The sequence below is a fragment of the Flavobacterium sp. Root901 genome (assembly GCF_001429765.1).
Taxonomy (GTDB): domain Bacteria; phylum Bacteroidota; class Bacteroidia; order Flavobacteriales; family Flavobacteriaceae; genus Flavobacterium.
The window spans coordinates 595,093-607,963 of record NZ_LMJB01000001.1; the positions used below are offsets into that span (position 1 = coordinate 595,093).

The window sequence follows — 12,871 nt, forward strand, 5'->3', positions numbered from 1 at the left end:
AAACCAACTAACCTATTCTGCTTTTAAGCGCAGATTATTAATGACCTTTTTAGGTGATACAAATTCGTATTTGATTTTGTCATTTTCTTTTACTTTCTGAACACCTTCAAGTAAAATTTTGTCATTTTCATTAAGTCCGCTTTTAATCACATATAAATCCGGGATTTCGCCCGTAATTGTAATTTCTTTTGAGCTTACTTTATCATTTTTGTCTATTACGAAAACATATTTTTTGTCCTGAATTTCGTAAGTCGCTTTTTGTGGAATTACAACAGCATTTTTAAGCGGTACCATCATTTGAACCTGCCCTGTTTCACCATTTCTTAACAGTTTTCCTGAATTTGGGAATCTTGCTCTAAAAGCGATATTTCCTGTTTCATTATCAAATTCACTTTCTATAACTTCAACATTTCCCTTTTCTTTAAAGATGTCTCCGTTAGCCAAAACTAAATTCACTTTATTTTCAGCACGATCTTTAACATCAGTTTGATACTGAAGATATTCCGGCTCCGAAACATTGAAATAAGCAAACATTTGACTGTTGTCTGAAAGACTTGTCAATAATTCTCCTTCGTCAATAAGACTACCTAATTTTAACGGAATTCTGTCAATAGTTCCGTCAAACGGAGCTCTGATTTCTGTAAACGATAAATGAAGTTTTGCCAGTGCAACTTCTGCTTTTGCAGATTGAAGTTTTGCCTGCGCCACGCTTAATTCGTTTTTAGAAACGATATTTTTATCAGCTAGTAATTTTGAGTTTTGCAGTTCAATTTCTACTGATTTTTGTTCTGCCTGCGCTTTAAGTAATTCTGCCTGATACATGTTTGGCATAATTCTGAAAAGCAATTGCCCGGCTTTTACAAACTGACCTTCGTCAACATAAATATTTTGTAAAAACCCTTTTTCCTGAGCGCGGATTTCAATATTTCGAACAGATTTAATCTGCGAAACATATTGTTTGGTAAATGAAGTATCAATTCTAATCGGATTTGTAACCGTGAATTTTTCAGCTTCCTCTTTTTCTTCTTTTTTAGATGTACAGCTAGTTAGGCACAATAGGGCAATCAAGCCCGTGAACATGATAATTTTTTTCATGATTTAGTTTGGAAATTAAGCGATTGAATGCTTGGAATAATGATTCTCTTTAGATGATAAATGCATCAGTCAGCCACAGTCAGAACTTAACTTTCATATAAGAAGAAGTAAAAATATACATCAACAGGATATGCAGATCACGACTTAGGTAACCGATGTATATTGTAAAATCAAATTCTTAATACTCGTTGAGTAATGTAGATAGGATTTGAATGCCCAAAGAAAGGCGTAGAAAATTTTAAACGATTTGAATCATTAGCCGCAGACTGATCTGAAAGTGCCAGATACAAAGTGTCTACCAAACTATAAGCAGCAGCAAAAAACTTGCTGTGAAGTAAATTTGCATCATCATTTCCCGGAAGATCTTCTTCGAGATCAATATCGGCATCTTCAATAATTGAAGTTCCGCGATCCTGATTCGTAAATTTCACTCTGTGTTTCTGCGCAAGATGATGCTGATGAGAAAAAGTATTTGCATTAAGATATTGGCCTCCGCCCAGCAGAAGCAAATTCATGAATACTAGAAATACAATTAACTTTCTCATTTGGGTGCGAAAGTAGTAAAAGTATCATAACAAAAAAAGAATTTTTAACAAGGTTTAACAGTTATATAAAACGAAAACGTTTTCATTCATTTAATATTCAACAATTTTATTAAAAAACTTACTTTATTAGGTAACATATTTTTTATATATTTATAAATCAGTCACTTACAAATATTAAAAAATTGTAATTTGCATTATTGTGAATTCCTGACCGGCTTTAGTAAATTTTTCAAAAGTATCTTTCATTCCAAATTTTTCGTAAAAAGACTTTTTATTAGCTCTGGCATTGCACCAGACTTTTTCTAAATCTCTTTCTTTTGCAAAATCTAAAATATGTTTTAAAAGCTTTGACGCGATTCCTCTTCCCTGATATTCTTCCAAAGTTGCTAATTTTCGAAACTGCATTTCCCTTCCTTCAATAAAACAGGAAACTATAGAAACTAATTTATCATCTTCAAAAACTCCAAAATGAAATCCTGCACTGTCTTCTTCCAACTGTACAAACTCAAAAGGCTGGTCCGGCCACATTACTTTATGTCTTATCTGCCAGGTTTGCGAAGCCTGAATTTCTTTAATTTCCATTTTGCATTGATTTAACTGAAATACAAATTTAACTATAGTAATGAAAAACTAAGTTTAAGGAATAAAAAAAGGAACCCAAATTAGATTCCTTTTTTTACTCCTGAGCTTAAAATTATATTACTTTGATATAATAAACTTCTTTATTTGTATCTGTAATTTTTTCAATTCCATTTTCTCCTTTTTCTGCAATATTTACGGCTCTGATTGTCTTAGAATTCTCGTCTAAAAAACAATCCCAGATTTTTCCGTCAGATAAGATAATAGCAGAATACAAAGAGTCGGATTTGTCATTATTAAAATAAATAATATTTTCTGTTTTAGTTAATGTCTTTACTTTTGATTTACGATCCTGGTCATAAAACAGAAGTTTGTCCTGTACTACTTCAATTAATTTATCAACCTTCTTATTCTTAAAATCTTCCTTGGCACTTAAAGTCCAGTCTGGTTTATCGCCAGTCATTAACCATGTTCCGTTTACTTTTGCTAAAATGTCTTTTCTTAGAATTTCTTTTAAAGTATCAACCTTTTTTAATGCTTGCTGAGCTATTTCATTATCAGGTTTAATTTTTGAAGCAATTGAAAATTGATCCAGGGCTTTTACAAAATCTGATTTCTTAAAATAAGAAATTCCCAGATCGTATTTGTTTTTTTGGAATTTCTCCTTTGTATCATTTTGCGAGATACTTTTCACTGAAAACAGCAAAATGATAAGAATTAAATAATTTTTCATTAGTAGGGCGTTTATTTTTTCCAAACATAATAATAATATTTTTCTTCCCTTTATTGTTTAACGTAAATTAAACATTTTTCTTAAAAACCCCTTATCTGATCGATTCTGTGTAAATTTAATTTTAATTTTTTAATTACTGATAACAAATAAATGTAGATGTTTATATAAAAAATAACCGCTTTAATTATAAAGCGGTTATATGATTATGAGTGAGAATTACTTTATTTGCTGACCCAGATATTATTATCCGGTGTTGCATCTAAGAAAATTCCGCCGTCGAGAGTAACTTTTTTAATTTGTTTTTTGTTCTTCAAAGCCACTGAAACTGCTTTTTGATTTTTCTCCCAAACTGCCGGAGTCTGGTGAATTGTTTCTGTTGAGTCATCTGAATAAACAATATTAACATCAAATGGAATTGCAAATCCTCCCTTATTTTCTACAGCAATTGTGTTTTTTGAAACCTCTTTCACCGAAAGATCGATGTAATTGTTTGTGAAGAACCAATTATTGAAAAACCAATTCAGATTTTTTCCTGAACCTGTATTCATAGAATTAAAATAATCCCACGGAATTGGATGTTTTCCATTCCATGTTTCCATATAATGATGAAGCGATTTTTTGAATAAATCATCACCAAGTAAATCTTTTAAAGCGATATACGAAAGAGAAGCTTTTCCGTAAGAGTTGTTTCCATACCCCGGACCTGAAACTTGCGTAGACATAGAAATAATAGGCTGATCTTCTTCTGTAGATTTGTCATTGATGTATTGTTCTACCCTAAATTCTTTATAAAATTTATCGGCTGCTTCTTTGCCGTGTTCTGCAATTCCAATTAAATATTCAAAAGTAGTTGCCCAGCCTTCGTCCATAAAAGCATAACGCGTTTCGTTGATTCCCATAAAAAATGGAAAATATGTATGAGCGACTTCATGATCCTGAACTAATTGTGCAAATTTTGGATCATCCATTTGTGAATCGTTACACATCATTGGATATTCCATATCTGCAAATCCCTGAAATGCTGTCATTTTTGAAAACGGGTACGGAATTCCAGGCCAGTTGTTTGAAAACCAGTCTAAAGCATATTGATTGTTTTTAACCGAATTGACAAAATCAGTTCCTTTTATATCATAAGCCGCCTGAACACTTGCACGACGATTTGTTTTTTTATCTACAATAACACTGCTCGCATCCCATAAATAATGATCGCTTAAACCAAAACATACATCTGAAATATTTTTGGCTTCAAATTTCCATGTATTCCACTCATTTTGTTTGGTCACTAATCCGCTTTTCATTTCCTGTTCGTTTGCAATATGGAGAATTTCATCTGTCATGTATGATTTTTTAAGACGTGCCGCAAACTCCGGCTGTAAAACCTCATCCGGATTTAAAAAATCTCCAGTTGCGTATACGACATAGTTTTTTGGCGCTTTTACAGAATATACATAATCATTAAAATCGTTGTAAAATTCCTGACGGTCTGTGTGTGATATTCTGTCCCATCCATTATAATCATCAAAAACAGAAACTCGCGGATAACTATAAGCCACGAAAAAAGTCGTTTCATCAATCTGTCCTTCTCTTCCGCTTTCTTTTGATAAAGGATAATTCCAGTCGATATTGATGATTGTTTTAGAATGCGGCGCAATGGCTTTTTTCATTTTTATATTTCCAACAGTTCCCCAGTTTCTTGCGTCTTCTTTATAAACTTCTCCTCCTATTTTTAGGGACGTAATCGTTAATCCGCTAGTTAAAAAATCATCACTTACACTACCGCCTCTTGGCGATGAAGGTTTGTGAAGGTTGTTGACAAAACGAACAACAAAATTTCTTAAACTGTCGTTACTGTTATTTTCGTAGACAATAGTTTCGGTTCCTGAAACCATTTTCGTTTTGGCATCAACGGTAATATCCATAGTATAATTTCCGTGATTCTGCCAATAATTTTTTCCGGGTTTTCCGTCCATTGAACGAGTTCCTTTGGCGTAAGCATCTTTAATATTCCTTGGCATATAAAGCTCTTGTGCAAAGCTTGTTTGTGCCAAAAACAAAAAAGCTAAACATGCAAATTGAAATAGACTTTTTTTCATAAGCTGGTTTTTGTTAATTTTTAAATTGTTTTTACAATAAGACTTCTTTTTTTGAAGAAGGTTACAATTCTTAACAAAATTATATTTTTAAAAGCAAAAAATCACAAACTAAGATTTTACAATCAAAAATCTCAGAACCTTAGGATCTCAGCTCCTTAAAAAAAGAAAAACCGCCTTATTCTAAACGAAAAGACGGTATCTACAATTAATATATAACCTTGATACTACAAAATATAGTCGGTATTAATGAAGTTTGATTCTTTGCTGTTTAGCAATTCCTGCAAAATTTCATTGTTATAAGCGATATCTTTTGAAGCGACAAACGTACGAATTGAAAAGGAGCGCAAAGCATCTGGAATACTTAATGTTCCTACTGCAGAATCTTTACGACCTGTAAACGGGAAAGCATCCGGACCTCTCTGGCAAGAACTGTTTAAGTTAACACGACAGACTAAGTTTACCAAAGCATCAATAAGCGGTGCAAGGGTTTTAATATCTTTTCCGAACAAACTTACCTGCTGTCCGTAATTTGATTCTGCCATATCTTCTAATGGTTCCTGAATATCTTTAAAAGAAATAACCGGAACTACAGGTCCAAATTGTTCTTCATGATACACTCGCATTTTGCTGTTTACCGGATATAAAACTGCCGGAAAAATATAATTATCTGTATGTTTTCCTCCTTTTTCATTAATGACTTTTGCGCCTTTGCTTGTTGCATCGTCAATTAATCCCTGAATATATTTTGGTTTATCTGTTTCCGGAAGCGGTGTCAATGCAACTCCTTTTTCCCACGGATTTCCAAATGGCAGTGAATCTACTTTTTCAGAGAATCTTTTGTTGAATTCTTCTGCGATCGATTCGTGCACATACAATACTTTTAATGCCGTACAACGCTGTCCGTTAAAAGATAAAGTTCCGGTAATACACTCCTGAATAGCCAGATCTAAATCGGCATCAGGTAAAATAATCGCTGGATTTTTAGCTTCAAGGCCCAAAATTAAACGAAGTCTGTTTTTGTTTGGATGCTGATCCTGTAAAGCAATCGCCGATTTACTGTTTCCGATTAAAGCCAGAACATCAATTTTCCCGGATTTCATAATTGGAGAAGCTACTTCGCGGCCTCTTCCGTAAACAATATTGATAACACCTTTTGGGAAACTGCTTCTAAAAGCTTCTAATAATGGCGAAATACATAAAACACCATGTTTTGCCGGTTTGAAAATTACAGTGTTACCCATAATTAAAGCCGGAATCAATAAAGAGAAAGTCTCATTTAAAGGATAATTGTAAGGCCCAAGACATAACACCACGCCAAGAGGTCCGCGGCGGATCATGGCATTTACACCCTGCACTTTTTCAAAATGTGCACTGCGTCCATTTAATTCTTTATAGCTTGCAATGGTATCGTAAATATATTCAACCGTTCTGTCAAATTCTTTTTGAGAATCGCCCAATGATTTTCCAATTTCCCACATTAAATATTTTACTACTTCTTCGCGGGTTTCTTTCATTTGTTTCACGAAATTCTCCATGCATTTAATACGGTCAGCTACTTTCATTGTTGGCCATAATCCCTGCCCTTTGTCGTATGCAGCATTGGCAGCTTCTACAACTTCCGCCGCTTCTTTTTCTGCCATAAAAGGAATAGATCCTAATAAAGTAGGCGCATATTTTTCTGTAGAAGAAATAGTCGAAAACACAGGTGTAGTCTGGCCTGTCCATTGTTTTAATTCTCCGTTAACAAGGTAAGTATCTTGATTTATAAGGCTTTTAATCTCAAATTCTTCGGGTATTAAACTCATAATCTGGTAATTTTTATTTGGTTATTAATAGCTTTTAATGAAAAAAGAGGCTTTTTTCGCCTCTTCTTCATTTTTATGGTTGTACGGTTTCGCCTTCCCAGTCCAGGATTCCACCAAGCAGATTATAGGCATTTTCGATACCTAACTCATTCATAATCTGACATGCTTTTGCACTTCTGGCTCCAGAACGACAATACACGTAGTAGTTTTTATTTTTATCTAATTCTTCGATTTCATAAATAAAACCCTGACCTTTATTGATGTCAATGTTTACAGCATTTTCAATATAGCCATCATTAAATTCGTCTTCAGTTCTTACGTCCAGTATAACTGCATTCTCGTCAGCAGCCAGCTGGTTAACCCAATCTTCTTGTGATAAATTCATAATATGTGTTTTTTGTAAAATTACGACGTTTCTATTAATTAAAAACGTTCTAAATGCGATTTCGATTATTATTCTCAGAAAACGTTTTAGAGAAAGTATTATAATCAGTGAATTACAAATTTACTTACTATTTTTAAAAATTCAGTCTACAAAATCGATGGAAAATAGGATTTTTTCATTTCGATTAAATGCTCTTAAATATAGTTTTCTGACAATTATTGCCACTTGAATCTGTTATCTTTGTAAAAAATTATAATTTTTAATCTCTTTTTGATAAAAGTATTCACCATGAATTACACTAATTTTCACAAATTAATTTTTGAAATTTTGTAAAATTGGAGCCGAAAAAATAATTTTCAACACAGAGAAAGACATCTAAATATTTCAAAACGTCCGCTATCAATTCAAAAATAATTACTAAATCAATTTGTAAAAATTTGTGCAATTCGGGGCAAAAAAATATAATCAATGCAAAATTCATTAAAAAACATCTTTCCAAATTTCTCAAGTGAACTCATCGCCACCATCGAAGAAAATGGAAGCCATCAGGATTTTAAAGCCGGAACAATTTTAATGCGTACCGGGCAGTATATTAAAAATACCGTTTTGATAACCAAAGGAAAAATTAAAATTTACCGTGAAGGCGAAGATGGCGGCGAGTTTTTAATGTATTATCTGCAGCCCGGACAAGCCTGCGCAATCTCAATGATCTGTACGGCAAAAAGCGAAAAAAGCCAAATCATGGCAAAAGTTGTCGAAGATGTGTCGGTAATGATGATTCCGCTGCAAATGATGGACAAATGGATGATGGAACACCGATCCTGGTACGAATTTGTAATTGAAACCTACCGAAGCCGTTTTGAAGAAGTACTCGAAGTGGTAGACAATATTGCATTCCGTTCTATGGATGAGCGTTTGGAATTTTATTTAAAAAGACATTCTGATGCCTGCGGCTGTTCTGAAGTGAATCTTTCGCATCAGGAAATCGCAACCGAATTAAATACATCAAGAGAAGTTGTTTCCAGATTATTAAAGAAAATGGAACAGCGTGGTTTGGTTAAACTCAACCGAAACCAGATTGAACTTTTAAAGTAATAACTGCCCACGGGTTTTACAGATGAAACGGACTTTCTCTGATTAATTATACAAGTGTCCGTTCAAGCAAAGTGAGAATCCAAAAAGCATTTCGACTTCGCTCAATGTGACAAAAACATCAGTGACAATCCGTTTCATCTGTAAAACCTGTGGGCAAAAAACCCAGAGTCAAAAAAGAAAAAACATATTCTGTGATAAATGTTACTGTACATTTCTAATTTCCGAAGCAAATTTGCATAAAAACACTGCAATGGAATATTTCGGATATTTTGCTTCTATTATAATTGGGATTTCACTGGGCTTAATTGGCGGCGGCGGATCTATTCTGACTATTCCTATTCTGGTTTACCTTTTTAAAGTAAATCCGGACCAGGCTACTTCTTATTCCTTATTTATTGTTGGATTAACCGCATTATTTGGCAGTTATAGTCATTATAAGATGGGAAATCTTAAACTAAAATCGGCTTTATATTTTGCGATTCCTTCTGTGATTTCAATTCTTATCATTCGCGAAGTTATATTTCCACAAATTGCGGCGACTCTTTTTTCAATTGCCTCTTATACCATTTCAAAAGATTTTCTGATTATGATTGTATTTTCAGTTTTGATGATAACAGCGGCAATTTCAATGATTCGAAAAAACCTCACAGAGATAAAAAGTTCCGAAACCAATTATGTACAATTAAGTTTTATTGGTTTTTTGGTTGGAATTGTAACCGGATTTCTGGGTGCCGGCGGCGGATTTTTAATTATTCCTGCACTTTTGTTTTTTGCTAAATTGCCAATGAAACAAGCCGTTGGGACTTCATTATTAATCATTACGATTAATTCTTCCATTGGTTTTGGCGGTGATTTATACATTGGAACTCCAATTGATTATTCTTTTTTATCAGGCATTTCGGTAATGGCTCTTTTAGGAATGCTGATTGGAAGCCAACTTTCTAAAAAAATCGACGGAAGTAAATTAAAACCGCTTTTTGGGTGGTTTGTTCTCGTAATGGGATTTTATATTATTGCAAAAGAAGTTTTGTTTCACTTGTAGAAAATCTTTGTCAAAGTTTCAAACTTTGACAAAGATGAAACTTTTATAATGTCTTTTTCTCGGTAGTTTTAGAATTTGGTTTTCTGTAAAATAAATACCTCAAAACCAAAGTATAAAAAGTAAAAATGGAAGTCGTTAAAGTTCCCACAACAAATAAAAATTCTGTTTGTGATAAAATAAAGAATTTATAAGATGCGCCGGCTCCGTGGAGCAAAATTACCAGAGCAATAAAAATCGCCCATCTTGACGAAAAAACAAAAGCTTTTTTAGCATTTTCCTGTCTCAGTTTTCGCTCCAGACTTTCATTGGCCTGCTCGATTTCAAATCGCTTTAATTCAATATATTCGGAATGGCTTTTAGGATCATAAGGTCTCATCAGATGATCTTCTTTTTCTGCTTCTTTCGTTACATCTTTTGGAACATTAATAATATCATTTCCTAAAGCACTTTCCGGTAATTTTTCTGCTAAAGTCTTTTTCATTAACTATTCAATTTTTTCTGATAAAATTCTTTAATTAAATCATTTCCAATTACCACATCATGCGTTCCGTCCCAGGTTTGCGACCACGGACTTCCTTCTTCATGTGTAAGGGCTGAAAGCTGCAGTCCTGTTAAACCTTTATAATTATCCCAGATTTTTTTAAGGAATTCTTTATCCTCCTCCTTTAACGGCGTTTTAGCAGAAAGATTCAGTAAAAACGGATCAACCGGATCTTTCCCGAACATGCGTATGGCATAATACAAATCCGGAATAACCGCCCCGTATTTCCAGGCCTGAATTTCATTATCAAAAAGCGGCTTTCCGGTAATTCCCAAATGCCATCCATCAGAAATATAAGTAAGCTTTAGCAATTTCATCGGATCAAGTCCCTGCCCTTCTGCTTGTGCCAATTCTATGAAGTATTTCGCAATGTCAAAACAATTATACATTTTCAAAAATTTTAATTATTTCTCTATAACAAAGCTAATAAAAAGCAAGTCAAATACAATATTTGTAAAAATTATATTATGGGAACTTAATTGGGAAGACGAAATGATTTTAGAATAAAAAGTTTATAGTGGCTAAAAAAATCAATGTTCCCCATACCCAACATCATCCATTTTACCACTAAAAACGCGATATTGAATAATAAAATAAACAATTACCAGAAACAAAGCCACAAAAAACCAGCTTAATCCGGCGTTTAATCCATATTCGTGAGCAGCTGTATTGTAGATCGTTAACGACGGATTTACTTTGTTAGTTGAAGGCAGAACATTCGGAAAAATAGAAACAGCTGTCGAAGCAAATCCGCCCACTAAGAAGAAAGTCGAAAACATAAATCCGTAACCGTCTTTTTGAAAAGAACGGACTTTAAATAAACCTAAAATTCCAATAAAAGTCAAAAGCGGAAAAAACCAAAGAATTGGATTTTCTACAAAATTATGAAACGGTTTTGGCTCAATAAAATGCCAAACCTGCAGTGAAATACAAACCAAAACCAAAAGAACAATATTCAATACAAAAACTACATTTTTTAGTTTTGGATTTAAAGATGAATTTGTTTTATAAATAATCCAGTTTGCTCCGTGAATCGTCAATGCTACAACGCTTACAATACCTAAGAAAAGTGTAAACCAATCGATAATTCCCAATTCATTGGCCTGCGGACTAAAAGTTGGATTCCACAAAGGCAGAAAAAAATAATGTGCTTCTTGAGTTGAAACGCCGTTTTGAACCATTCCTAGATTTACACCGCGAACAATATTTCCTAAAGCAATTCCAAAGAAAAGTGCCAAAAGCAGACTCGCAATCCCGAAAGCTTTGTCCCAAATTGTTTCCCACATGTGGTGGTGAATCTGCCCGCGCATTTCCAGTCCGATCGCACGGAAAATCAAAAGCCATAAAATCATAATCAAAGGCAGGTAAAATCCGCTGAAAGACGAAGCATACAAAGTAGGAAAAGCAAAAAACAAAACACCTCCCGCCGCAATCAGCCAAACTTCATTAGCATCCCAAAAAGGGCCGATTGAATTTGTAATTACTTTTTTATCTCTTTCTGTATCGGCAAAAAATAAATGAATAATTCCTGCACCAAAATCATAGCCGTCTAAAACCAGATAAACAGCCAGAATTCCCATTAAAACGATGTACCAAAAAAATTCCATATTTATATTTTTTCTGTTGAAAGCTCCACATGATGTGGCCCTTTATTGATAATTTTCCCAATCAAAAGCAAAAACAACATTCCGAGTAAAAGGTATAAGCCAATAAAACCAAGTAATGTAAATAATGTATTTCCGGAAGAAACTGTTGGCGAAGCTCCGGAAGCAGTTCGCAGTAAATTATAAACCAGCCAGGGCTGTCTTCCTAATTCGGCCGTGTACCAGCCTGTTGTATTGGCAATGTAAGGAAACGGCATCATAAACATAAGCGACCATAAAATCCATTTGGTCTGAAACAATTTTCCTCTGATTAATTGAAAAAGTGAAACAACCATTAATCCAATAAATACGGTTCCGAGTCCCACCATAATGTGATACGCATAATACAATCCCGAAATATTGGTTGGATGAAGGTCTTCTTCAAACTGATCTAAACCTTTAATTTCCTGATCCCAGTTTCCGTAAGTCAGGAAACTCAAAATATTGGGAACGGCGATTTTATTATCCAGTTTTTTATCTTTTACATCGGGCTGACCGATTAAAACAATTTCAGATCCTCTTTTTTCGGTATGAAAAATACCTTCCATTCCTGCAAAAGTTACAGGCTGATATTTCACGACATTTTTGGCCAGCAAATCTCCCGTTGGAACTGCCACCACAATACTCGAAATCAACCCAAAAACAACTCCTGTTTTAAGGAACAATCTCCCAAATAAAATATTCTTCTTACTCAAAATGTAAAAAGCGCCAATTCCGGCTACAACAAAGGAACTTGTTACCAAAGAAGCGGCCTGATTGTGCAGATAAGAAGGCCAAAGCCAAGGATTTAAAAATAAAGCCTGAAAATTATTGAGTACAAATTTTCCGTTTTCGAGAATTTCATAACCAACAGGATTCTGCATCCACGAATGTGTTGCGATGATTAAAAATCCGCTGGCCCAGGAACCAATGCAAATCAATAATCCGGTTACAAAATGCCATTTATGTCCGAGGAGTTTTTCTCCAAATAAAAATATTCCTAAAAATGAAGATTCGAGAAAGAAAGAAAACATTCCTTCCATGGCAAGAGTCTGCCCAATAATTCCGCCTGTTAATTCTGAGAATTTTGCCCAGTTGGTCCCGAATTGAAATTCCATCGGAATTCCGGTTACCACGCCCATTGCAAAATTGAGAGCGAAGATTTTCATCCAGAAATGAGTGGCATGATTGTATTGTTCGTCTTTCGTTTTTAAATATTTCCATTTGAAGTAAACAATTATGAGCGAAAGACCCATTGTAAGCTGTGGAAAAAGATAATGAAAAGTAATGGTGAAGGCAAACTGCATTCGGTCATAAAAGAGCATTTCTTCCATAA

Annotated in this window: 13 protein-coding genes; 2 read left to right on the forward strand and 11 right to left on the reverse strand. The window is 34.1% G+C overall.

Going from position 1 to position 12,871, the window contains the following annotated elements:
- Window positions 1–12: 12 nt before the first annotated feature.
- The 7 genes from ASE21_RS02310 to ASE21_RS02340 all read right to left on the reverse strand — a co-directional run bounded on the left by ASE21_RS02310 (window position 13) and on the right by ASE21_RS02340 (window position 7,235).
- Window positions 13–1,095: an efflux RND transporter periplasmic adaptor subunit gene (locus ASE21_RS02310; protein WP_057120940.1), complete on the reverse strand. Its 1,083-nt coding sequence runs from the start codon at window positions 1,093–1,095 to the stop codon at window positions 13–15.
- Between the two features lie 170 nt (window positions 1,096–1,265).
- The gene (locus ASE21_RS02315; RefSeq protein ID WP_057120941.1) at window positions 1,266–1,640 is read right to left on the reverse strand and encodes a hypothetical protein; all 375 of its coding nucleotides are present in this window, start codon (window positions 1,638–1,640) and stop codon (window positions 1,266–1,268) included.
- A gap of 174 nt (window positions 1,641–1,814) precedes the next feature.
- Window positions 1,815–2,222, reverse strand: a complete 408-nt coding sequence (locus ASE21_RS02320) for a GNAT family N-acetyltransferase (protein WP_057120942.1) — start codon at window positions 2,220–2,222, stop codon at window positions 1,815–1,817.
- Between the two features lie 112 nt (window positions 2,223–2,334).
- Window positions 2,335–2,952 (reverse strand): hypothetical protein, encoded by a 618-nt coding sequence (locus ASE21_RS02325; RefSeq protein ID WP_057120943.1) that lies wholly within the window; start codon window positions 2,950–2,952, stop codon window positions 2,335–2,337.
- Window positions 2,953–3,173: 221 nt separating this feature from the next.
- Window positions 3,174–5,045, reverse strand: coding sequence for a M1 family metallopeptidase (locus ASE21_RS02330; RefSeq protein ID WP_057120944.1), 1,872 nt, complete (start codon window positions 5,043–5,045; stop codon window positions 3,174–3,176).
- A 224-nt stretch (window positions 5,046–5,269) separates the two neighbouring features.
- On the reverse strand, window positions 5,270–6,850 hold the full coding sequence (locus ASE21_RS02335; RefSeq protein WP_057120945.1) for an NADP-dependent glyceraldehyde-3-phosphate dehydrogenase: 1,581 nt from the start codon (window positions 6,848–6,850) through the stop codon (window positions 5,270–5,272).
- A gap of 73 nt (window positions 6,851–6,923) precedes the next feature.
- Window positions 6,924–7,235 (reverse strand): rhodanese-like domain-containing protein, encoded by a 312-nt coding sequence (locus ASE21_RS02340; RefSeq protein WP_057120946.1) that lies wholly within the window; start codon window positions 7,233–7,235, stop codon window positions 6,924–6,926.
- 468 nt (window positions 7,236–7,703) lie between these two features.
- On the opposite strand from ASE21_RS02340, the gene ASE21_RS02350 reads away from it, so the two are divergent.
- Together ASE21_RS02350 and ASE21_RS02355 are read left to right on the forward strand one after the other, a co-directional pair.
- Window positions 7,704–8,330 (forward strand): Crp/Fnr family transcriptional regulator, encoded by a 627-nt coding sequence (locus tag ASE21_RS02350; RefSeq protein ID WP_057120948.1) that lies wholly within the window; start codon window positions 7,704–7,706, stop codon window positions 8,328–8,330.
- Between the two features lie 250 nt (window positions 8,331–8,580).
- The gene (locus ASE21_RS02355) at window positions 8,581–9,372 is read left to right on the forward strand and encodes a sulfite exporter TauE/SafE family protein (protein WP_057120949.1); all 792 of its coding nucleotides are present in this window, start codon (window positions 8,581–8,583) and stop codon (window positions 9,370–9,372) included.
- 43 nt (window positions 9,373–9,415) lie between these two features.
- On the opposite strand, the gene ASE21_RS02360 is transcribed toward ASE21_RS02355, so the two are convergent.
- The 4 genes from ASE21_RS02360 to ASE21_RS02375 all read right to left on the reverse strand — a co-directional run bounded on the left by ASE21_RS02360 (window position 9,416) and on the right by ASE21_RS02375 (window position 12,869).
- On the reverse strand, window positions 9,416–9,853 hold the full coding sequence (locus ASE21_RS02360) for a hypothetical protein (RefSeq protein WP_057120950.1): 438 nt from the start codon (window positions 9,851–9,853) through the stop codon (window positions 9,416–9,418).
- On the reverse strand, window positions 9,853–10,302 hold the full coding sequence (locus ASE21_RS02365; protein ID WP_057120951.1) for a Panacea domain-containing protein: 450 nt from the start codon (window positions 10,300–10,302) through the stop codon (window positions 9,853–9,855). Before ASE21_RS02365 ends, ASE21_RS02360 begins: the two co-directional genes overlap by 1 nt.
- A 141-nt stretch (window positions 10,303–10,443) precedes the next feature.
- Window positions 10,444–11,520 (reverse strand): cytochrome d ubiquinol oxidase subunit II, encoded by a 1,077-nt coding sequence (gene cydB / locus ASE21_RS02370; protein WP_057120952.1) that lies wholly within the window; start codon window positions 11,518–11,520, stop codon window positions 10,444–10,446.
- A 2-nt stretch (window positions 11,521–11,522) separates the two neighbouring features.
- Window positions 11,523–12,869: a cytochrome ubiquinol oxidase subunit I gene (locus tag ASE21_RS02375; protein WP_057121160.1), complete on the reverse strand. Its 1,347-nt coding sequence runs from the start codon at window positions 12,867–12,869 to the stop codon at window positions 11,523–11,525.
- Between the last annotated feature and the right edge of the window lie 2 nt (window positions 12,870–12,871).